This is a genomic window from uncultured Imperialibacter sp. (genome assembly GCF_963974565.1).
Lineage (GTDB): Bacteria > Bacteroidota > Bacteroidia > Cytophagales > Cyclobacteriaceae > Imperialibacter > Imperialibacter roseus.
In genome coordinates, this window is sequence record NZ_CAXBCJ010000017.1 from 110,409 (window position 1) to 130,431 (window position 20,023).

The following is a 20,023-nucleotide window of genomic DNA, read 5'->3' on the forward strand; positions in this document are numbered from 1 at the left end:
TCATCCTATCGACACCCTTCCCCCGTCTTTTGCAGATCGGTAAATAGCCTCCACTACCCGAATATCTTTCAAGCCTTCTTCTCCAGGCACCATCACTGCCTGTTTCTTCATGATAGCCATGGCATCGTCGTCCATTTGCTTGGCTTGCTCGTTGTTGATCGGCTTGTTGAGCTTGATGCCGTCGCTGGTTACTCCATCAATGCCGCTGTAGGCGGAGAATGGCTCCAGCTTGTACCAGCCATTACTGCAATCGACCTGCATGGCATTCATGCCCCTGCCAAAGCTAGCCTCGCAGGCTGCTGTGGCTCCGCCTGGGAATTCAAGATCGAATACAATGGTTTCTTCCACTTCATGGTAAATCTCGGGCCTGGTTGTGGAGGCTTTGGCTGTGACAGCTATTGGCTCCAGCCCTGTGGCATATCGGGCAGCGTTGAGAGGGTAAACACCCATATCGTACATGACGCCGCCTCCCATTGCTTTGATCTGCTTCCAGTGGTCGGTGCGGCCTTCCCTGTAGCCGGCAGCAACGGTCACCTTTTGCACTTTGCCATAGGTTTGGTCTTTTTGGAACCTCATGATTTGAATTGTATTGGGCTCGTGTTGCATGCGGTAACCAATGCTCAGCTTCACTTTATTTTTGTTGGCGGCATCAATCATGCTCTGGCATTCGGCTTCACTCATTGCCATGGGCTTTTCACACCACACATGCTTGCCAGCATTGGCCGCTCTTATGCTATACTCGGCGTGCATAGAAGGAGGGAGGACAACATAAATCACGTCTATGTCCGGATTGTTGGCCAGTTGATCGTAGTTGTCGTAGTTGTAAACGTTTTTGTCCTTGATGTTGTACTTCTGCTGCCATTCAGGGATTTTGGATGGCGTGCCGGTGACAATGCCTGCGAGGTAGCAGTTTTTCGTTAGCTGAAGGGCCGGAGCGAGCAAGTCACGGCTGTAGTAGCCAAGCCCAACAAGGGCTACGCCCAGTTTATCTTTTTGGCGGGGAACGATGATGTTGGCAAAAGCATGAGAACTCAAAGCCAGGCCTGACAGGCCGACCAGCGATTGGCCAATAAATTTTCTTCTGTTACTCATAGGGCATTCTTTTTGAAATAGTCTTTCATTTTTATTCTTGTGGCCTGATCAGGTAGTTCACCGTAGCAAGCAGCCATATTCTCTTTTACATGTGCCACCTGTGTGGTGGCGGGAATGGTACAAGTAACGGCTGGGTTTGATAAGATGTATTTTAAGAAATATGCCGCCCAGCTGTTAATGCCATATTCCTTTGCCCAGGCAGGCAAAGAAACTCCCTGAATATAGTTAAAAAGCCCACCAGTTTCAAAGGGCTGATTGATAATGACGGCAACACCACGGTCAGCGGCAAGCGGAAGCAGGTATTCTTCGGCTGCTGTGTTGCGGACAGAAAGGTTGATTTGAATGAAATCCAGCTTTTCCCTTTTTATGACTTCAGCCAATTGTTTGTGGGCATGGTCGAGGTAATGAGTAACGCCGACATATTTGAGTTTGCCTTCTCCTTTCAAAGACCGAAGCGTTTCCAGGTGAGTGTCCAGGTCTACAAGGTTGTGCACCTGAAGCACTGAGGGCCATTTCCGAAAGTGGCCCAACGAGTTTTTGATCTGTCTTTTGCCAGCAGCCTTCCCCTGTGTCCAAACTTTGGTGGCTACCCAAAGCTTATCCGTAACTTCCAGCTCTGCCGCAAGCTCTCCAATCACTTGTTCTGACCGGCCGTACATAGGAGAGCTGTCAATCACCCTGCCTCCCTGGTTAGTGAATTCCATCAGCACGTTTCTCATTGGAGCCCTTTCATGTTCTGATTCGCCTACATTGAAGGTCAGCCAGGAGCCCATTCCTATGGCAGGTATTTGTTCTCCGGTTGATGGAATTGTTTTCATTAACATCTGGTTGCCAAAGGCGGAAACGAGGCCAGGGGTTAGATAGAGACCTGCCGCTGTAAGCAGGCTTTTCTTCAAAAATGATTCTCTTGTCATTAGTTTAAAAATGATGCGGTAATCGAATAACTAACTGTACAAGTAGAGAAGAGAAACTAATTTACTGATTTAGAGGCTTTGAAACAAAAACACCCTGATTGGCATTCAACCAATCAGGGTGTTCGTCAACAAAGTTCCTGTAAGTTAGCTATTCCGTTCTCAACGAACTGGAGGGGTTCATGGCTGCGGCTTTAAAAGAATGCACACTCATGGTTAGCCAGGCAATTACGAAAGACAGCCCGCCGGCAAGAGCAAATACGCCAGCACCGATCGTTGTGCGGTAGGCGAAGTCCTGTAGCCAGGCGTCCATGGCAAACCACGCCAGGGGTACAGTGATCACAAAGGCAATCAACACCAGCTTCATGAATTCCTTGCTGAGAAGTAAAATAATGGAGCCAATGGATGCGCCAAGCACTTTTCTGATGCCCACTTCTTTGGTGCGCTGTTCGGCGGTAAAGGCCGCAAGACCAAACAAGCCGAGGCAGGCAATGAAGATAGCCAGTCCTGCAAAAATCCCGAATATCTCCCCGATTTTTTCTTCTGCCTTGTATTCAGCGTTGAATTCCTCATCGTAAAAAGCGTATTCAAAAGGTTGCCCAGGGGCAAACTCATCCCATTTACTGTGAAGGAAGCTAATGGCCTCTGCATATTCAATGGTATTCAGCTTGAAAGTAATTCTGCTGGTGCTTTCGCCCAGGAAGATGACAGCTGGTCTTATGTCAGTTTTTAGTGATTCAAAGTGAAAATCCTTCACCACTCCAATCACTTTGAATACTTTGATTCTCAGGTCCTCCGGGTCACTGTCGTCCCCATCGAAAGTGCCCAATTCCTGCCCAATAGGGTCGTCAGCTATTCCAAATTGCTTGGCAGTGGCTTCGTTGATAATCACTCCTGTCGAATCTGCGCCAAAATCCTTTGAGAAGTTACGTCCTTCTAACAACTCCATACCCAGGGTCGGGATGTAGTCGTAGTCTACATAGAACATCGCCAGGGAAGTGGTGCTGTTGCTTTTGGGGTTTCTTCCAGGGAACATCGCACTATTGTTGCTGTTGGATCTGATTGGTAAAAAGCCACTAATTGATCCACTCTTGAAATAGCTGTTGGCAACAACTTCATTTTTGAAAGACTCTATTGACTTATCGAGCACGTAAGTGTTTTGCAGGACAATCAGCTGCTCACGATCGTAGCCCAGCTTCTTGGTTTGAATATAGTCAAGTTGATCGAAGACGATAAGTGTACCCACCACCAGGAAGATGGAGATGGAGAATTGCAGCACCACCAGCACGCTTCGAAGCGAGCCGCTCTTCATCCCAATGTTTAGCTTTCCTTTCAATACACTGGCCGGCTGGAAGGCGCTGAGAAAGAACGCAGGATAGCTGCCGGCTAATAAACCAACTACTATCAGGATTGCCACCAACGATACTGCTAATGTGGGCGTGGCAAGAATACTTAGACTGAATACTTTGCCGGTCAGCTCATTGAAGTAGGGCAAAGCAACTGCCAGCAGTCCGATAGCAACCACAAAGGAGATGCCCGTGATAATTAATGATTCCAGGAGAAACTGGCTAATCAGGTTATGTCTGTAAGCTCCCATTACTTTTCTGACTCCCACTTCCTTGGCTCTGTTGGCTGAGCGGGCAGTAGCCAGGTTCATGAAATTGACACAAGCTATTATCAGTATGAATGCTGCAACCGCCGAAAAGATGTAGACATATTTAATGTCGCCCGGAGGGCCCAATTGGGCATCTACCTGCGAATAAAGGTGGATGTCGGTGACGGGGGTCATATAATAGCCGATGTTATTACCGGCCTCAGCGAAGTCTTCCATAGAGGCGCCCATAAAGCGCTCCAGTTCCGGGCCAATGTATTTCTCTACCATCTCGGGGAACTTGGCTTCGAGGTTTTCCACCGAAGCACCTTCCGCCAGGCGGAAATAGGTCTGGAAGTTTTGGCTAAGCCAAATAGCATTTTTGGCCTCGTCAAGCGTTTCCATACTCGCAAGAATATCAAAGTGGAAATGAGTGTTTTGAGGCAAAGGTGCCATCACGCCGGTGATTTTATAATCCTGGTCGTTCGATATCTTAACCACTTTACCAAGCGCCTCTTCATCTCCAAAAAGCTTTTTGGAAAGGGCTTCAGTGATAACCAGAGTTTTCGGTTCTTTCAGTGCGGTGGCTGGGTCGCCTGATATCATGTTGATGCCGAAGAAATCGAATACATTGGCGTCAACGTACGACACACTTTCTTCTTTGTATACATCCTCGCCATATTTGACCAGAAAGTAGCCCCTTGTTCTGAACCGTACATAGTCTTCCACTTCTGGAAAGTCTTCCTTCATTTGTGGGCCCTGAGCGGCACTGATCACGGCAATATTGAATTCGTTGCCTCCAAACCGGCCAGTCATGTCCATCCGGTACATCCTTTCCGCATGTGGCAGGTGCTTGTCGAAACTGAGTTCATCCTGCACAAAAAAGATGATTAGCAGAAAGGAGCATATGCCAATGGCAAGCCCCAGTATGTTGATGAGAGAAAAAAACTTGCTTCTTCGCAGCGAGCGAAAAGCAATGCGTAAGTAGTTGGTTAGCATAGTAGTCCTATTTTGAGTTTGATAACATCAACGGAAAAGGCTTTCAGTAGGTTGTATTGCAAGGTAGCTTTCTTTACCATTGAATTGACTTACATCCATTTGACAGCATTGCTGTTGCCGTGGTTACATGGCAGATGCAAAATCGTGATGAAGGGTTGCGTCTGTGGTTAATTGTTAATTATCCGCTGCGTGGTATCGGCTTTTTGGATCAGCAGGGAGTCGGGAGGGGTGGTGTCGGGGAGCACGGGTGTGTCGTAGTACACCGGGGGAGGAGTGGGGAGGTCGTCTTTACTTTTATTTGGGTCAACCAGTGCATCCTTTACTTTTCTTAAAACATTAAGAAAGTTAAATGACTGCGGGCCGGCCATTGCGGCACGTTGGTTCTCAGCGGCATCCATGCTGTATTTGCGGTAGTCGTAAATGAGCACCTGCTGTGTAAGCGCCGCCATGTTCTTTTCCACATTTTTGTATTCCTGGTCCGAGAGTTCGAGCGTCAGAATGGCCTGCTTGAACTTTTCGATGGAAGCGGGAAGCACCGTAATATTGGCATTCTCCATCATGATGGTGTCTTTTTGGAGCATCAGCTTGGTTTCAAAAACGGGCGAAATTAACCCCTTTGGGATAGTCAGTTGCTGCGTTTTGTAGCCAACATAAGAAACACTCACGGTGTCGGTGGTGCTCACACGCACCTTAAAAATACCTTTGAAGTCGGTAGTCGTAGCCCGCTCTTTCACCGCTATGTGAGCAAAAGGAAGGCCGGTATAACTTTCGTCTTCCAGTACCTGTCCAATTACCAGCACTGAATCGGCCGGGCTCGATTGTGCATAGCTATTGCCGTAAATCAAAACTGAAAAAAGAAGAGTAAGAATCAGGTTTCCCGATTGGCGCATTGCAGGTTTTTTGAGAGCACGAAATTACGGTTCTCTATAAGAATGCCAAAACAGGTGAAATGGTTGTAACGACGCTAATTATAAACGGATAAAAAGGTAGTATGTGTACGAAAAGAAGCAAAGGAGATATAGAAAGCCCTCAGCCCTGTCCAGCTTGTATTTTCCGAAAGTATACATAAAAACGAAGAGCATCATGGTGCCGCCCATTATTACATAAAGGTCAGTGTTGAGCACTGTGTCGAAAGTCAATGGACTATACCCGGAGCTCACAAGGCCAGAGGTTCCTAACACCAGTAATAAATTGAAAACATTCGAACCTATGATGTTGCCTATGGCCAGATCTGACTTCTTATGCAGGGCAGCTACCACTGTAGTGGCTAACTCCGGCAGAGAGGTTCCCGCAGCAAGAATAGTGAGACCTATCAATCTTTCGCTGACTTCAAAAAAGCGGGCCATTGCTACCGCATTGTCTACTATTAACTTTCCACCGAAAGTAAGGCCAACCAGCCCGCCAATAACCATCAGCGTGGTCTTTACACTGGTGAAGACCACAATGTCTTCGTCTTCCTCCGAACTTTCTCCTTTCTTAAGGTTGAAGAAAATATAGAGCAGAAACATGGAAAACATGACCAATAGAATCACAGAGTCGACTATGCTAAGGATGTTTTCCTTTGCTCCAAAAAAGAGGACATCGTTGACGAGAACAAAGAAAACGAGCGTGGCCAGAAGAGAGTAGGGGATTTCTTTCCAGAGAGAGTTTTTTTGAACGGAGATAGGGTAAATGACGGCTGCCACGCCGAGAATAAGGAACATGTTAAAAATATTGGAGCCGATAATGTTGCCAAATACCGCTCCATCGTAACCCTCCGTTCCTGATATGATATTCACGACCAACTCTGGGGCGGAGGTGCCCATAGCAACTATGGTTAATCCAATTGCGATGTCTGAAACATGAAACCTTTTGGCAAGGGACGAGGCTCCGCTTACCAGAAAGTCTGCCCCCTTGATTAGGAGGATGAATCCTACAATGACTAAAACAATGTTAATTAGTATTTCCACGGTCAATAAGGTCGATAGTTCAAATAAGGTATACCAATATAAATATTTTTAGATTTAGTTATATAATACGGCAGGAAATCAGGGATGAATAGACCAGTATTATATTCAAAATTGCAAAAAGCGTACATAAGAAAGGCCCATGATTGCATGGGCCTTTCAAGAAAAAGCGGGAAATCTGCTATTTCAATTTCATATCAGCGATGATGCCATCGATTCTTTTCATTAGAAGGCCTTCGGCATTTTTGAGCTCTTCTGCATTTTTCACCGGTGTGGTTACGCTAAAGTAGAATTTTATTTTTGGCTCTGTGCCTGAGGGCCTTGCGGAGATTTTGCTGCCATCTTCAGTGAAAAACTGCATCACATCGGACTTAGGATAATCCAATTTGGAAGTTTTGCCTGTGACGAAGTCCCTTTCTTCCAGCAAAGTGTAATCTGCTAGTTTGAGCAGCTTGCTTCCATTGATCGTTTTGGGTGGATTAGCTCTCAGGTCGTCCATCATTTGTTTGATTTCCTCCTGCCCTTTGATTCCCTTCTTGGTCAGTGAGATGAGGTGCTCCTTGTAGTAGCCGAATTTGAGGTACATTTCATTCAGCATTTGGAACAGGCTCATCCCTTTGTCTTTGGCAAAAGCGGTCATTTCTGCAATGAAAGCACAAGAGGCAATGGCATCTTTGTCCCTCACAGCATCGCCTATCAGGTAGCCGTAGCTTTCCTCCCCACCGCCAATAAAGGTTTCCTTGCCTTCGAGCTCTCTGATCAAAGCAGCAATGAACTTAAAGCCAGTGAGTGTTTCGTAGCATTTTACTTTGTAGCCGTCGGCGATTTTGGCAATGAGGTCGGTGGTGACGATCGTTTTGACCACAAACTGCTTGCCATCGAGTTTGCCGTTGTTTTTCCACTGCTCCAGCAGGTAATACACCAGCAGGGCACCTGTTTGGTTGCCATTGAGAAGTTGAAACTCTCCTTTGTCATTTTTCACCGCTATGCCCACTCTGTCTGCATCGGGGTCGGTTGCCATCACTAGGTCAGCGTCGATGGCCTTTGCTTTTTTCAAAGCTATGCTCATAGCCTCAGCTTCCTCAGGGTTGGGATACACCACTGTGGGGAAGTTGCCATCGGGCGTAGCTTGTTCGTCTACAATGGTCACGTTTTCAAATCCCATTCTTTTCAGGATTTCAGGTACCAATGTAATGCCCGTGCCATGGATGGGCGAGAAGACTATTTTCAGATTCTTTTGCCTTTTGATGATATCAGGCGAAAGGCTTCCTGCTTTGATGGCTTCCAGATAAGGCTCGTCCACCTCTTTGCTTATTTTTTCAATGAGCGAATTGTTTGGGGTGAACTTTACGTCGTCTATGCTCTTGATATTGCCTACTTCAGTAATGGTGTTCTTGTCGTGTGGTGCAATCATCTGCGCACCATCGTTCCAGTAGGCTTTGTAGCCGTTGTATTCTTTTGGGTTGTGAGAAGCTGTGATGACTACGCCGCTTTGGCAGCCAAGATGACGGATGGCAAAGGAAAGCTCGGGAGTGGGGCGGAGTTCGTCAAAAAAATACACTTTGAACCCATTGGCGGAAAACACGTCGGCCGTTGTTTGAGCAAAGAATGGGCTATTGTTCCGGCTGTCGTGAGCAATGGCTACTTTCACCTGTTTGCCAGGGTAAGTCTTTTTCAAATAGTTGGCCAGCCCCTGAGTGGCCATGCCTATGGTGTATTTGTTGATCCGGTTTGAGCCAGTCCCCATGATCCCACGAAGGCCACCGGTGCCAAACTCGAGATCTCTATAAAAGCATTCAACCAACTTGGATTTGTCGGTAGAAGCGATCATCGCCTCTACTTCTTTTCTGGCTGCGTCATCAAGGTTTTTGCTTGAGAGCCATTGCTTCGCTTTTATCAGGGCTTGCTGTTCCATAAATGTTCAGTTATTTTGAGAGGGGAATTTAGCAGATATGTTTTCAAGACAAAAGGGTCTTCGGATTTCTTCAATAAAAATGAAGGCAATGCTAAAAATCTGAAGGCTTGCTTGAATCTTAAAGTAAGTATTCCAAAGTTTGTGCGCTTTAAACCTATTGAATAATCTCTTAAGAAAGCTTCGAATATGGATATCAATAAACTTGACAAGGCCCTCATTGATTTGGTAGAAACAAAGATTGCCTTGAGCGGACTTAGCTACGACGACCCAAAGTACGATGATCTGGAGGAGTTACTTCACGACCAGGAAGACGAGTTTGTTGACAATTACGGCGACTATATTGAGGAGGCGCTAAGAGATGTGCATGATGAATTCTGCCCCGATAGTGAGGTGTTGCTGCCAATAGCCTATCTGGCAAACGAATACATTAAGAAGGAATCGGACGGGAAGGTTACTTACACTACGCTGACTAATCAGGGTGTGCCGGTGGATATGGATGACTTTCCTGATAAGAAAACAAGGATTGTTCTGATTCCCGCCCCTACTCGCCTGGTGCTTATTGTTGATGCCCAAAATCAGCAGGTTGTGTGGAAAGCCGAGTAACCCGGGCTATTCCGCATTCTTTCAAACATTAAAATAACCGTTTCCTTCTGTGAGAAGGTTGTAGTATATTTTCTGTAGGTCATTCGCCCGAAAATGGCTATCATTATCTGATCAGGCACACACGTGCCCGGCTATTGTCAGATCATTTGTAAACCTACTTAATAATGAAAAAACACCTTATTCTTGCCGCCTTTGTGTGCTTTGCAGGTAACCTGCTGGCCCAAACAGGCAAAGTTTTCGACAACCTTACAGTTACCAGTAAAATTTTGAAAAGCGAACGCAAGTTCGCTATCTATCTCCCACCAGACTATGAGACGTCGCAGCGCAGCTATCCGGTGCTTTACTTATTGCATGGTGCTGGCGATGATCAAACTGGCTGGGTGCAGTTTGGCGAGGTGCTGCGAATTGCCGACAAGGCCATTCTGGATGGTACAGCCACAGCTATGATCATTGTGATGCCCGACGCTGACACTGGCGTGAGGGGCTATTTCAATACCATCGACGGCAAGTGGAACTACGAGGACTTCTTTTTTCAGGAGTTAATGCCGCATGTGGAAAAAACCTATCGGATCAAAGCCGACAAGCGCTACAGAGCAGTGGCTGGCTTGTCCATGGGAGGCGGCGGCACCTTTATTTATGCGTTGCACCATCCTGAATTATTTTCCTCTGCATGTCCTTTGAGTGCGAGCACAGGCCCGCTCACTCCTGAAGATGGTCGCCGGTGGTTGGAACGAAGTGGCACGGAAAATCCGACCCAAGCGCAGTTGGAAGATTACTACAATAAGTTTGGTGTGAACAAGATCATTGACGGCATGGAGGCTGAAAAGCTGAAGTCCGTTAAGTGGTATATTGACTGTGGCGACGATGACTTTTTGTATGAAGGCAACTCGCTTGTGCACATAGCGCTACGTAAGAAAGAAGTGCCTCATGAGTTCAGAATAAGAGACGGTGGCCACAACTGGACCTACTGGCGAACAGCCTTGCCAACCGTGTTGTCTTTTGTATCAGATACCTTTCATCAGAAGTAAAAATAAAAGGGCGGTTGAAAGACCGCCCTTTATTATGTTGTTCATTTGAAAACCTTATGCATGCTCCCGAAAGAGCTTCTCAAGCTGATAGCCAGGCACCGCACCTGACTGCCGCCATTTAATCTGCCCGCCTTTGAAAAGGATAAAGGTCGGGACACCCGTTACCCGGTAGCTCTGGGCAGCCTTAGGGTTTTTGTCCACATCAATTTTGATGATCCTGGCCCTGTCTCCCAATTTGCGTTTCACATCATCCAGCACCGGTGCCATTGCTTTGCATGGCCCACACCAGCTGGCGGTGAAGTCAACCAATACAGGTTGCTCACTTTTTATCAATTCAGAAAATGATTGTTTGCCCATAATGTTATTTCACTTCCTCATAAACCGTTTCCTGATCAGGTAAGTTCTCCTTTTTTGAAGTTGTTGGCACTGCACAGCCACCGGCTCCACAACACCCGGTATTGGTGATGGCCTGAAACAGGAAAAGCGCAGCCAGAACACCCGACAATGCATCGGTTAGTTGAATAGCCTGGGCTGCCAGGAAAACTCCAAATCCAAGCCTGAGCCACCTCGCAAAATGCCATCCTGTTGTCACTAATTCGTAGATCTTTGTCATAGGTTCTGGAGAAAAACAAGGCTTGCAGGCGTATGAAGGAAGTGTTTAAACGACTGCTTTCCCGAACTGCAAGCTTACTTGTCTAACTGGGTAGTTATCTTAATTTGTTTTGAAGACTCATCCAGCCACCGCCATTGTGCACAGTGTAGCCTTTAGATTTAAGAAGGCTTTTGGCTGATCCGCTGCGCATGCCCGATGCGCAGCAGGTAATAATAGTCTTTTCTTTCTTCAGCTTTCCAAGGTTATTTCCCAGCACCTGAAGAGGGATGTTGATAGAACCCTTCACATGGCCACCAGCATATTCTCCTTTCGTACGAACGTCCACTATCGTGGAGCCATCCTTCACCAGCTGCTTTAAATCAACAGATGGCCCCATGCCTAGCATGTTTTTTATTGCTTGAATCATACGATTAGCTGTTAACCATTTCCATGTTTACCTCAAGCCATGAACCGCCGTTAGAGCAGTCTATCCCCTGGGCTTTTAAGAAACCAGCCGCCTGACCACTTCTGTTGCCGCTAGCGCAGCAAAGAATGATTGGCTGAGCCATTTTCTTTATCTCCTGAACTTTTGAAGTGATGTCTTGTAATGGAATGTTGATTGATCCCTGTACGTGCCCACCCATGAATTCTCCTGGAGTACGCACGTCTATTACTGTTGCGTTCTTACTCATTTTAGATATAAAGTTTATTTGATAAGATTATTTTTTCTTTGTGCTTAAGCCAAACGGCAGATAAAGCGGACAAACTCCAATGAAGCTTGTGAGGATAAAAACGCCCGCTAATATCAATAAAATAGTGGCGGCCATACCTGACAACTGTCCGAAGTAGTAAAGTGCGCCGATGACCAGTGCCAAAACAATTCTGATTGCCTTGTCGATTGAACCCATATTTGCTTTCATGATAGTCGTATGATTAGAGGTTTATGTCCTAATACGATACAAATATCCGACAGCAATAGGGCGAAGTATGTGACTTTGGTTACGTTGAAGTTTTTTTTGAAAAAAGAAGCCGTCAGCCCTGTAGTTAGCTGAACCCAAGCGTGTTCCTCACCCTATCTAACACCTTTCGGGCAATCACTCTGGCTTTTGCCTCTCCTTCCTGTAGTTTGGCTTCCAGTTCGTCCTGGTGAGTCATGAAGTAGTCGAAGGTTTCCCTTTCTTTGGCAAAGTGTGAAAGAATCAGTTCCAGTAGTTCTTTTTTTGCGTGGCCGTAGCCGTAGTTGCCCCCAAGGAATTTATCCCGCATGGATTCGACGTCAGAAGGTGATGCCAGCAGGCTGTAGAGCTTGAAGACATTGTTTGTGTCAGGGTCCTTCGGCTCTTCCAGAGGAGTAGCGTCTGTTACGATAGACATCACTTGCTTTTTGAGATCCTTTTCAGAAGCAAAAATATCGATCGTATTGCCGTAAGACTTGCTCATTTTCTGTCCGTCGGTACCGGGAATAGTCATTAACTGCTGGTCAATACGGGCCTCTGGCATGACAAACACCTCGCCATAGCGGCTATTGAAAGCCCCTGCGATGTCTCTGGCCATTTCCAGGTGCTGCAGCTGGTCTTTGCCGACGGGCACTACGTTTGCATCGTAAAGTAAAATGTCGGCAGCCATCAGCACAGGGTACACGAAAAGCCCGGCGTTGACATCAGCTAGCCTGTCCGACTTGTCCTTGAACGAATGGGCATTCTGCAACATCGGAAACGGCGTGAAGCAACTCAGGTGCCATGCCAGCTCTGTCACCTCGCTAACCCTCGATTGGCGGTAAAATATATTTTTGTCGGTATCAAACCCGCATGCCAACCAGGCTGCGGCCACCGCTTTCGTGTTTTCTCTTCTTACATCGGCATCCTTGATGCTGGTTAACGAATGCAGGTCAGCGATAAAGAAGAGGGAATCGTTCTTTTCCTGCCTTGAAAGTTCAATGGCCGGAAGGATGGCTCCCATCAAATTACCTAAATGTGGTTTCCCTGAACTCTGTATGCCTGTAAGTATCCTTGCCATTGATCAAATTTTGGGCAAAGTAAATAAAAATCTTACGTTGATACTTCAGTAATAGTGATAAGTGTTGATCGTTAACTACTGACTGCGTTATTTCGTAACAAGTTTAGGATGAAAAATATGGAGACAATGAAAAGGCTGGTATTTACATTTTTGGTGGGCAGTTTGCTGTTTTTTGTGGCAAGTAATGCAATGGCACAAAGTGGCGCTGTTGCTGAGTTTACCGAAACAGAACATGATTTTGGAGATGTAAGAGAAGAGGAGGGCCCCATTACTCACACTTTTGAGTTTGTCAACAAAGGCAATGCGCCTTTGGTTATATCCGGTGTGAAAGCCTCGTGTGGGTGTACTACCCCGGGCTGGAGCCAGGAGCCTGTGTTACCCGGAGAAAAAGGCTTCGTGAAAGCCCAGTACAATCCGGCCAACCGCCCTGGTTCGTTTCGAAAGTCGCTAACAGTTACCAGCAACTCATCCGCCGGGGCTACCAGCTATTTGTACATAAAGGGCAATGTGACGCCCAAGCCACGAACACCTGCCGATGACTATCCGAGCAAATTGGGAAACACCCGGTTCAAGTACCGGTCGATGAATTTTGGTGTGATTACAACTGAAAAGCCCGTAACGAAAGAATTCGAGGTATATAACGACAGCGACGCAGCCATCACATTCAAAGAGAACATAGAAGCGCCAGCCCACATCAAGGTGTCGTATGATCCGTTGATTTTGGAGCCTAAGAAGGTAGGCAAGGTGGTGGTTACTTATGATGCAAAGCAAAAGGCCAGATTTGGCTACAATTCCGACAATGTGAAGCTTTTTACCGATGAATCAGAGAATGGAGAGAAGCTTCTTTACGTGCTGGCTACGATAGAAGAGTATTTCCCACCAATGACAGATGCCGAAAAAGCCAAAGCAGCGAGGCTGTCGTTTCAGGAAGTGACTCATGATTTTGGAAGGATTCAGCAAAGTGCCAGCGTTTCGTTCGACTTCGTTTATACCAATACTGGCAAGGCTCCGCTGAATATCAGAGACACCCGAACCAACTGTGGTTGCACCGTATCTACTGTAAGCAAGGAGGACTTAAAGCCGGGCGAAACCGGTAAACTGTCGGTTACCTTCGACCCCAAAGGAAGAAAGGGAACACAACAGAAGACCATTACCATTTTCTCCAATGACCCAACAGCCTCAGCACAGACGCTGACAGTGAAGGCTTATGTAGAATAAAAAGCTTCTCAAAATACTGACAAGATGAAAGCCGCTCCAGAGCGGCTTTTTGCATTTAAGAGACCCGTTTCTAACTGACAGGAATTTACTTTAACGAGTCTGTGTTCTTCCGAGGTGTTTTAGTGTAAAAATGGGTACAAGTCATATGGAAATAGGAATAGACAGCTTTGCTTCGATTGTGTCGGATAGTGAATCCGGTGTGGAGGCAGACAGCATGCAGGCGATGGCCAATTTACTTGAAAGAATTGAACACGCTGACAGATCGGGGTTGGATGTGTTTGGGATTGGTGAACATCATCGCAGGGAGTTCCTCGATTCCTCAACCGTCACCATCCTTGCAGCGGCGGCGGCTCGCACTAAAACCATACGGCTAACAAGTGCCGTGGCAGTGCTCAGTGCTGCTGACCCGGTGAGGGTGTTTCAAAGCCATGCCACGCTCGACCTCATTTCCGGCGGAAGAGCCGAAATGGTAGTTGGCAGAGGCTCTTCAATCGAAGCCTTTCCACTTTTCGGCTTTGACCTGAAGGACTACGACCAGCTTTTTGCTGAAAAACTGGGGCTTTTACTCCATATCCGTGACAATGAAATTGCCAACTGGTCAGGTAAATTCCGTCCAAGGCTTGTTGATCAACCTATTTATCCAAGGCCGGTGCAAAATCCACTGCCGGTTTGGCTGGGAGTGGGCGGCACGCCGCAGTCGTTTGCCAGGGCTGGTATGCTTGGATTGCCACTCATGGTGGCCATCATCGGCGGCGATACGCATCGGTTTCGCCCCCTTGTTGATTTGTACAGAAAGGCCTGGCTGGAGGCCGGTCACCCAGAAAATGAAATGAAGGTAGGGCTGCACTCCCTGGGCTATGTGGCAAATACGACAGAAGAAGCCATAGCAGACTACTTCCCGGGCTTTTCTGTCAATATGACGAGACTAGGGAAAGAGCGGGGGTGGCCCCCAATGACCAGAGAGCGATTTGAAATGGCAAGGGCACCCCTTGGGTCGTTGCTTTTGGGAAGCCCCGAGGAGGTGGCAGAGAAAATTTTACGGCACAGCGAGGCATTAGGAGGCATAGATCGGGTGACTTTCCAAATGGATAATGCCAACCTTCCTCATGAAAAAACCATGCAGGCTTATGAGCTGATTGGTAAGAGAATAAAACCTTTGATTCAGGGGTAGGGGCTAGAGCTTTATCTTAGCAGGCCTGGGGGAAATGAGGTGCATCAGTATGAGTGCTACCACATAAGCGCACCCACAAATAATGAAAAGCGCACTGTAGCCCGCATTAATGTCTCCAAGTGTCTTGTAGTAGTCTAGCAACCGCCCCACGACAATTGGAAAAAGCACACCACCAAGGGCGCCCGCTAATGTGCCAATGCCAATCAAGCTGCTGATGACCTTTTTTGGAAACTCATCCCCTATAGTTGTGAGAATATTGGCGCTCCAACCCTGATGCGATGCCGCCGCCAGGCTGACTAATGCGACGGCGATCCACAAATTACTTAGGAACTGCGCCAGCATAATCGGAACTACACATAACGCAAACACCAGCATCGACACCCTTCTGGCTTTGAAGATGGGCCAGCCTCTTTTGATCAACCAGCTCGACAGGTAGCCGCCCCCGATGCTACCCAGGGTGGTGGCGGTGTAAATAATCGCCAGCAGCAGGCTAGGCTTGGTAAAGTCGACTTGAAAGGCATTTACAAAGTAGGAGGGAAGCCAAAACAAGAAGAACCACCAGATGGGGTCTGAAAGGAATTTGCCAACAATAAATGCCCAGGTTTGACGAAAGGAAAGCAGTTTGAGCCACGAAACCCTTATGGTACTTTCATCCTTTTCTTCATCATCGCTGTGGATGTAGTCGTATTCCTCCTTGCTTAGCCTTTTTTGCGATACTGGGATGTCGTAGAATTTCCACCACAAGGCGAGCCATACAAACCCCATGGCTCCGGTCAGGATAAATGCTTCTTCCCAGCCCCACATGGAGACGATAATGGGCACCAGGATTGGCGCCACAATCGCCCCAACGTTGGTGCCGCTAATGAAAATGCCAGTGGCCAGCGCTCGTTCTTTCTTGGGGAACCATTCCGCCACTGTTTTGATGGCTGTGGGTAAATTCATAGCTTCACTCAGCCCAAGGACTGCCCTTACTGATGCAAAGCCAATAGTCCTCGTTGTTATTGCGTGTGCCATGGAAGCAAGGCTCCAAATGATCAACGAAAGGGAGTACCCCAATTTGGTGCCGATTCTGTCAATGAGCCCGCCAAAGCTGAGTAATCCCAGAGCATAAGAGGCTGTGAAAGCCATCACCACATGGCTGTAGTCGATTTCACTCCAGCCAAAGTACTGCTCCAGCGTAGGCTTAAGTATGCCTATCACCTGCCTGTCCACATACCGGAGGGTGGTGGCGTAGAACAATAAGGCACAAACGTACCAGCGATAGTTCTTTATTACGCTTGATTTGAGCGAATGAGAAGAGTCGGCTGACATGTGCGTTGACTAGTTTCGAAGATGCATTGGATCTGGCACAATGTAGCTACGAATCAAAAACCAAAATAGGTTTTTGCATTGTTGTAGCAAACATCCTCCACCATTTGACCCAGCAGCGCCATATCATTTGGGAGCTCACCGTTTTTCACATCTTCTCCGATAAGGTTACAAAGTATTCTTCTGAAGTATTCGTGCCTGGGGAAGGACAGAAAGCTTCTGGAATCGGTGACCATCCCCACAAAAACAGAGAGAAGGCCCATGTTAGACAGTGTGTTCATTTGCTTCTCCATGCCATCTTTCTGGTCGAGGTACCACCAGCCGCTTCCCCATTGCATTTTCCCGGCAGTTGTTCCGTCGTTGAAATTGCCGGTCATGGTAGCGAATAGCTCGTTATCGGCCGGGTTGAGGTTGTAAAGGATGGTTTTTGCCAGCTGATTGCTGCTGTCGAGGTGATTGAAATACCTGGCCATGGTTTGGGCCTGTGGAAAATCGCCAATGGAATCAAAGCCAGTGTCGGGGCCCAGCTCCCGCAGCATCCTGTCATTGTTGTTTCTTAAGGCTCCCAGGTGAAATTGCTGCACCCAGCCTTTGCTGTGGTAAAGCGTGCTGAGGTGGCTTAGGATAATAAAACGAAGACCAATTGCCTCAGCGGTGGTCAGTGGGTGCCCTTCTAAGGCCTGAACAAAAAGCTTCTCGGCTTCTTTTTCGGTAATGTTGCTAAAAGGGAGAGTCTCCAGCCCGTGATCCGCCGCACGGCAGCCGTGGTCATGAAAGTAATTTACTCTGTTTTCAAGGGCTCTGAATAAGCCCTGAATAGAGCTGATGTTGACGGAAGAGGCTTCTGCTAATTTTTGCACGTAGGTAGCATACGATGCGGAACCAGCAAATGTATATGCTTTGTCAGGTCTGAAGGTTGGCAGCATTTTGAGCGTTTTTGACGACTGCATCTCCTCGTGGTAATGCAAGTCGTCGCAGGGATCGTCCGTTGTGCAAACCACCTCTGCTTTCATTTTCGCCAGCAAACCCTGCACCCTGAAGTCTTCCCTCTGAAGCATGGTGGAACAATCTTCATAGATCTTCCGGGCACTTTTACCATTGAGAAGCTCTGTCACCCCAAAATACCTTTGAAGCTCCAGGTGGGTCCAGTGGTAAAGCGGATTGCGCATGGTTTTTGGCACTGTCTCCGCCCACTTCACAAACTTCTCTTCAGGTGTGGCATTGCCGGTGCAGTAGCGCTCATCTATGCCGTTGATTCGCATTGCTCTCCACTTATAGTGATCACCTTCCAGCCAGATTTCAGTAAGATCCGAAAACTGACGGTTCTCAGCAATATCTTTTGGAGAAAGGTGATTATGGTAGTCTACGATGGAAGCATTTTTAGCATGCTTGTGATATAGTTGTCTTGCTTCTTCCGATTGTAAAAGGAAGTCCTCGGTCAAAAAGGTTGGGTTCATGTTTAGGTGTTAATCGTAAGAAGTCCTGTTGGTTGCACGCTTTCCATTGACATGCGTTCAAAATATTTAAGTTATCACTGACTAAACTCCACAATAGGCATTGAATCCGCCGTCGACAGGCACCACCACGCCGGTAACAAATTTAGAGGCGTCGGAACACAACCAAAGTAAGGTTCCAATGAGCTCTTCGGCGTCGCCAAATCGTCCAAATGGTGTTTGGTTGATCACAGCATTTCCACGGGCTGTTAGTGTGCCATCGGGGTTAGTTAACAGCGCCCGATTTTGCTCTGTGAGGAAGAAGCCTGGAGCAATGGCATTTACACGTATGCCCTCGCCTACTTTTTTGGCCATTTCTACCGCAAGCCACTGCGTGAAATTGTCAATGGCAGCTTTGGCAGCTGAATAACCCACCACCCTGGTGATAGGCCTGAATGCCGACATGGATGAAATGTTGACGATAATGCCTTTTTTGTTGGCGGCCATTACCTCGCCGAATATTTGCGAGGGTAGCACAGTGCCCAGCAGATTCAAATCAACTACCTGCTGAAAAGCCTTCGTATCAAGGTCGAAGAATGTTTTGTCGGGAGAGATAGTAGCACCCGGCATATTGCCGCCAGCTGCATTGACCAAAACGTCAATTTGCCCGGTCGTCTTCAGAATATCTTTTTTTACACCTAACAGGTTGTCTTTGTCCAGTACATCGGTCTTGAAAAAGCTGGCTTTACCACCAGTTTTTTCAATGTCATTGACAAGGCCTTTGCCTGCATCTTCTCTTCTGCCAAGAACGACCACATGAGCACCAGCAGCAGCCATATTCTTCGCCATCACCGAGCCCAATATGCCGGTGCCACCGGTGATTACAATTGTTTTGCCTTCTACCGAAAATAGTTGGTTGGGGGATTGATTCATGAATTGCCTACTTGTTAAACTCTTTGAACTGTTTGTTCATTTCTTCATCACTCAAAAACTTACCGGAGCTGAGCAGTACCCTGTGGTTGAAAACAATTGATTCACCTGGCTTCAGTGTGGTAGTGAACTCCGGATCGGTGGGAACGTATGACTTGGATGCGAGATTGTTGACAGCAAACAACCCGTAGCCACGAGCATGCCAGTGTGCCGGATAGCCCATGTTTTTCTTGTTGTCCACCATGGCAATGGTAATATCTTCGTTTCCTTTGGTAGCAGAAAGGCTGACCCAGTCGGCACGCTTGCCCCATACGTCACCTTTTTCAAGCCCGCCGCTGTTTCTGTACACACCATTCACGCCTTCGTTGTTAAGGGCGGCTACGGTGGTTGGGTTTCCTGCTGCGTCGGTAAACACTTCCGGCTTGTTGCTGGGCTCTTCAAATGCCCGATCTAATCTGATACCCATCATGCCTTCCTTCGACTCCTCAAAAACCACTTTGTCTTTTTGAGCTGTGAGCTTCGTTGTACGATCGATAGTACGAAGGTCGTCGGTTCCTGAAAATATGAACGTTGTTTCTTCAACTATGAGCACCTTCCCTGAGTTGTCAACCCAGTTCGATTGCACCACCAATGTGCCTTTGGTTTTGCCGCCCTCTGCTTTTATTACCTTTTGATGGCGGATGCTGCCATAATCCTTCTTTTGATCAGCAGGAATGGCATACGAGTTGTTCCAAAAGTCAAGATTGTTTACATCTCCATAATTGAACCATAGCCCAACATGGTGAGGGTGGTCTACCCGCTCTCCTGCTCTTGGATTTCTGGGGAAGCCTCTGGTAATCACCGTCCCGTTTGCGGTATATATCGGATAAAGTACAGGTTTGTCCAGATCCTCGGGATAGATATAAGATGTGAAGAGTTTTCCATCTATCATCACATCTACCTTTTTGTTCTTTTCGTCAGTTACAAACTTCACACCCTTCATTTGCGCATACCCAACGTGGGCGATCAGTGTAAACAGGAATAACGCAGCACCTGTTTTTGCTATTTTACCTAGTAAATCCATTAATGATGTAATTTATATTTTGATTTTGGATGAGTTTACGGATTGTCATAGTTATGACGAAATTTTCATGGCCGATCCTTACATGTTCCTCGCTTTTTTCTGGAGCAAAAGAACAAGCTAAGGGTGATAAGGGAAAAATCCGTCTTATAGTAGTCAAGCGCCTTTTTTGTAGGGTTTTCCCTACTTTCCGGCGCCGAACAAGCCTTT

General features: G+C 47.1%; 20 protein-coding genes. 4 read left to right on the forward strand and 16 right to left on the reverse strand.

Annotated elements, in window-relative coordinates:
• The 6 genes from AAC052_RS20820 to AAC052_RS20845 form a co-directional block, all read right to left on the reverse strand.
• The gene (locus AAC052_RS20820; protein WP_339815344.1) at positions 1-1,092 is read right to left on the reverse strand and encodes a Gfo/Idh/MocA family oxidoreductase; all 1,092 of its coding nucleotides are present in this window, start codon (positions 1,090-1,092) and stop codon (positions 1-3) included.
• Positions 1,089-2,006 (reverse strand): aldo/keto reductase, encoded by a 918-nt coding sequence (locus tag AAC052_RS20825; protein ID WP_339815345.1) that lies wholly within the window; start codon positions 2,004-2,006, stop codon positions 1,089-1,091. Before AAC052_RS20825 ends, AAC052_RS20820 begins: the two co-directional genes overlap by 4 nt.
• Before the next feature lie 148 nt (positions 2,007-2,154).
• Positions 2,155-4,593 carry an ABC transporter permease gene (locus AAC052_RS20830; protein ID WP_339815346.1) on the reverse strand — a complete coding sequence of 813 codons (2,439 nt, stop codon included), beginning with the start codon at positions 4,591-4,593 and terminating at the stop codon, positions 2,155-2,157.
• Positions 4,594-4,760: 167 nt separating this feature from the next.
• Complete coding sequence (locus AAC052_RS20835) at positions 4,761-5,483, reverse strand: carboxypeptidase-like regulatory domain-containing protein (protein WP_339815347.1); 723 nt, start codon at positions 5,481-5,483, stop codon at positions 4,761-4,763.
• Between the two features lie 78 nt (positions 5,484-5,561).
• Complete coding sequence (locus AAC052_RS20840; RefSeq protein WP_317490919.1) at positions 5,562-6,542, reverse strand: calcium/sodium antiporter; 981 nt, start codon at positions 6,540-6,542, stop codon at positions 5,562-5,564.
• A 178-nt stretch (positions 6,543-6,720) separates the two neighbouring features.
• Positions 6,721-8,454 carry a phospho-sugar mutase gene (locus AAC052_RS20845; RefSeq protein ID WP_339815349.1) on the reverse strand — a complete coding sequence of 578 codons (1,734 nt, stop codon included), beginning with the start codon at positions 8,452-8,454 and terminating at the stop codon, positions 6,721-6,723.
• Positions 8,455-8,640: 186 nt separating this feature from the next.
• On the opposite strand from AAC052_RS20845, the gene AAC052_RS20850 reads away from it, so the two are divergent.
• Entirely contained in the window at positions 8,641-9,057 is a 417-nt protein-coding gene (locus tag AAC052_RS20850; RefSeq protein ID WP_317490921.1) for a hypothetical protein, read from the forward strand.
• Between the two features lie 164 nt (positions 9,058-9,221).
• Positions 9,222-10,085 (forward strand): alpha/beta hydrolase-fold protein, encoded by an 864-nt coding sequence (locus AAC052_RS20855; RefSeq protein WP_317490922.1) that lies wholly within the window; start codon positions 9,222-9,224, stop codon positions 10,083-10,085.
• A 54-nt stretch (positions 10,086-10,139) separates the two neighbouring features.
• Here AAC052_RS20855 and trxA read toward each other — a convergent pair whose 3' ends face one another.
• The 6 genes from trxA to trpS form a co-directional block, all read right to left on the reverse strand.
• Entirely contained in the window at positions 10,140-10,442 is a 303-nt protein-coding gene (gene trxA / locus AAC052_RS20860) for a thioredoxin (protein WP_317490923.1), read from the reverse strand.
• 4 nt (positions 10,443-10,446) lie between these two features.
• Positions 10,447-10,698 carry a hypothetical protein gene (locus AAC052_RS20865; RefSeq protein ID WP_339815350.1) on the reverse strand — a complete coding sequence of 84 codons (252 nt, stop codon included), beginning with the start codon at positions 10,696-10,698 and terminating at the stop codon, positions 10,447-10,449.
• Between the two features lie 94 nt (positions 10,699-10,792).
• Positions 10,793-11,104: a rhodanese-like domain-containing protein gene (locus AAC052_RS20870; RefSeq protein ID WP_339815352.1), complete on the reverse strand. Its 312-nt coding sequence runs from the start codon at positions 11,102-11,104 to the stop codon at positions 10,793-10,795.
• A 4-nt stretch (positions 11,105-11,108) separates the two neighbouring features.
• On the reverse strand, positions 11,109-11,369 hold the full coding sequence (locus tag AAC052_RS20875) for a rhodanese-like domain-containing protein (protein WP_317490926.1): 261 nt from the start codon (positions 11,367-11,369) through the stop codon (positions 11,109-11,111).
• 27 nt (positions 11,370-11,396) lie between these two features.
• Positions 11,397-11,597: a DUF2892 domain-containing protein gene (locus AAC052_RS20880; RefSeq protein ID WP_339815353.1), complete on the reverse strand. Its 201-nt coding sequence runs from the start codon at positions 11,595-11,597 to the stop codon at positions 11,397-11,399.
• A gap of 124 nt (positions 11,598-11,721) precedes the next feature.
• Positions 11,722-12,693 (reverse strand): tryptophan--tRNA ligase, encoded by a 972-nt coding sequence (gene trpS / locus AAC052_RS20885; protein ID WP_339815354.1) that lies wholly within the window; start codon positions 12,691-12,693, stop codon positions 11,722-11,724.
• Between the two features lie 126 nt (positions 12,694-12,819).
• Here trpS and AAC052_RS20890 point away from each other — a divergent pair, with 126 nt between their 5' ends.
• A complete protein-coding gene (locus tag AAC052_RS20890; RefSeq protein WP_317490929.1) occupies positions 12,820-13,911 on the forward strand; it encodes a DUF1573 domain-containing protein in 1,092 nt (363 codons plus the stop codon).
• Positions 13,912-14,056: 145 nt separating this feature from the next.
• Positions 14,057-15,082 carry an LLM class flavin-dependent oxidoreductase gene (locus AAC052_RS20895; RefSeq protein WP_339815355.1) on the forward strand — a complete coding sequence of 342 codons (1,026 nt, stop codon included), beginning with the start codon at positions 14,057-14,059 and terminating at the stop codon, positions 15,080-15,082.
• A 3-nt stretch (positions 15,083-15,085) separates the two neighbouring features.
• Here AAC052_RS20895 and AAC052_RS20900 read toward each other — a convergent pair whose 3' ends face one another.
• The 4 genes from AAC052_RS20900 to AAC052_RS20915 form a co-directional block, all read right to left on the reverse strand.
• A complete protein-coding gene (locus tag AAC052_RS20900; RefSeq protein ID WP_339815356.1) occupies positions 15,086-16,393 on the reverse strand; it encodes an MFS transporter in 1,308 nt (435 codons plus the stop codon).
• Positions 16,394-16,446: 53 nt separating this feature from the next.
• Positions 16,447-17,847: a glucuronate isomerase gene (gene uxaC, locus AAC052_RS20905; RefSeq protein ID WP_339815357.1), complete on the reverse strand. Its 1,401-nt coding sequence runs from the start codon at positions 17,845-17,847 to the stop codon at positions 16,447-16,449.
• A gap of 81 nt (positions 17,848-17,928) precedes the next feature.
• Complete coding sequence (locus AAC052_RS20910) at positions 17,929-18,756, reverse strand: SDR family oxidoreductase (RefSeq protein ID WP_317490933.1); 828 nt, start codon at positions 18,754-18,756, stop codon at positions 17,929-17,931.
• A gap of 7 nt (positions 18,757-18,763) precedes the next feature.
• Entirely contained in the window at positions 18,764-19,816 is a 1,053-nt protein-coding gene (locus AAC052_RS20915; RefSeq protein WP_339815358.1) for a PmoA family protein, read from the reverse strand.
• Positions 19,817-20,023 lie beyond the last annotated feature (207 nt).

Bases quoted from the DNA above. Each gene is read 5' to 3' on its own strand.
- AAC052_RS20820 (WP_339815344.1), bottom strand. From the start codon at position 1,092: ATGAGTAACAGAAGAAAATTTATTGGCCAATCGCTGGTCGGCCTGTCA.
- AAC052_RS20825 (WP_339815345.1), bottom strand. From the start codon at position 2,006: ATGACAAGAGAATCATTTTTGAAGAAAAGCCTGCTTACAGCGGCAGGT.
- AAC052_RS20830 (WP_339815346.1), bottom strand. From the start codon at position 4,593: ATGCTAACCAACTACTTACGCATTGCTTTTCGCTCGCTGCGAAGAAGC.
- AAC052_RS20835 (WP_339815347.1), bottom strand. From the start codon at position 5,483: ATGCGCCAATCGGGAAACCTGATTCTTACTCTTCTTTTTTCAGTTTTG.
- AAC052_RS20845 (WP_339815349.1), bottom strand. From the start codon at position 8,454: ATGGAACAGCAAGCCCTGATAAAAGCGAAGCAATGGCTCTCAAGCAAA.
- AAC052_RS20850 (WP_317490921.1), top strand. From the start codon at position 8,641: ATGGATATCAATAAACTTGACAAGGCCCTCATTGATTTGGTAGAAACA.
- AAC052_RS20855 (WP_317490922.1), top strand. From the start codon at position 9,222: ATGAAAAAACACCTTATTCTTGCCGCCTTTGTGTGCTTTGCAGGTAAC.
- trxA (WP_317490923.1), bottom strand. From the start codon at position 10,442: ATGGGCAAACAATCATTTTCTGAATTGATAAAAAGTGAGCAACCTGTA.
- AAC052_RS20865 (WP_339815350.1), bottom strand. From the start codon at position 10,698: ATGACAAAGATCTACGAATTAGTGACAACAGGATGGCATTTTGCGAGG.
- AAC052_RS20870 (WP_339815352.1), bottom strand. From the start codon at position 11,104: ATGATTCAAGCAATAAAAAACATGCTAGGCATGGGGCCATCTGTTGAT.
- AAC052_RS20875 (WP_317490926.1), bottom strand. From the start codon at position 11,369: ATGAGTAAGAACGCAACAGTAATAGACGTGCGTACTCCAGGAGAATTC.
- AAC052_RS20880 (WP_339815353.1), bottom strand. From the start codon at position 11,597: ATGAAAGCAAATATGGGTTCAATCGACAAGGCAATCAGAATTGTTTTG.
- trpS (WP_339815354.1), bottom strand. From the start codon at position 12,693: ATGGCAAGGATACTTACAGGCATACAGAGTTCAGGGAAACCACATTTA.
- AAC052_RS20890 (WP_317490929.1), top strand. From the start codon at position 12,820: ATGAAAAGGCTGGTATTTACATTTTTGGTGGGCAGTTTGCTGTTTTTT.
- AAC052_RS20895 (WP_339815355.1), top strand. From the start codon at position 14,057: ATGGAAATAGGAATAGACAGCTTTGCTTCGATTGTGTCGGATAGTGAA.
- AAC052_RS20900 (WP_339815356.1), bottom strand. From the start codon at position 16,393: ATGTCAGCCGACTCTTCTCATTCGCTCAAATCAAGCGTAATAAAGAAC.
- uxaC (WP_339815357.1), bottom strand. From the start codon at position 17,847: ATGAACCCAACCTTTTTGACCGAGGACTTCCTTTTACAATCGGAAGAA.
- AAC052_RS20910 (WP_317490933.1), bottom strand. From the start codon at position 18,756: ATGAATCAATCCCCCAACCAACTATTTTCGGTAGAAGGCAAAACAATT.
- AAC052_RS20915 (WP_339815358.1), bottom strand. From the start codon at position 19,816: ATGGATTTACTAGGTAAAATAGCAAAAACAGGTGCTGCGTTATTCCTG.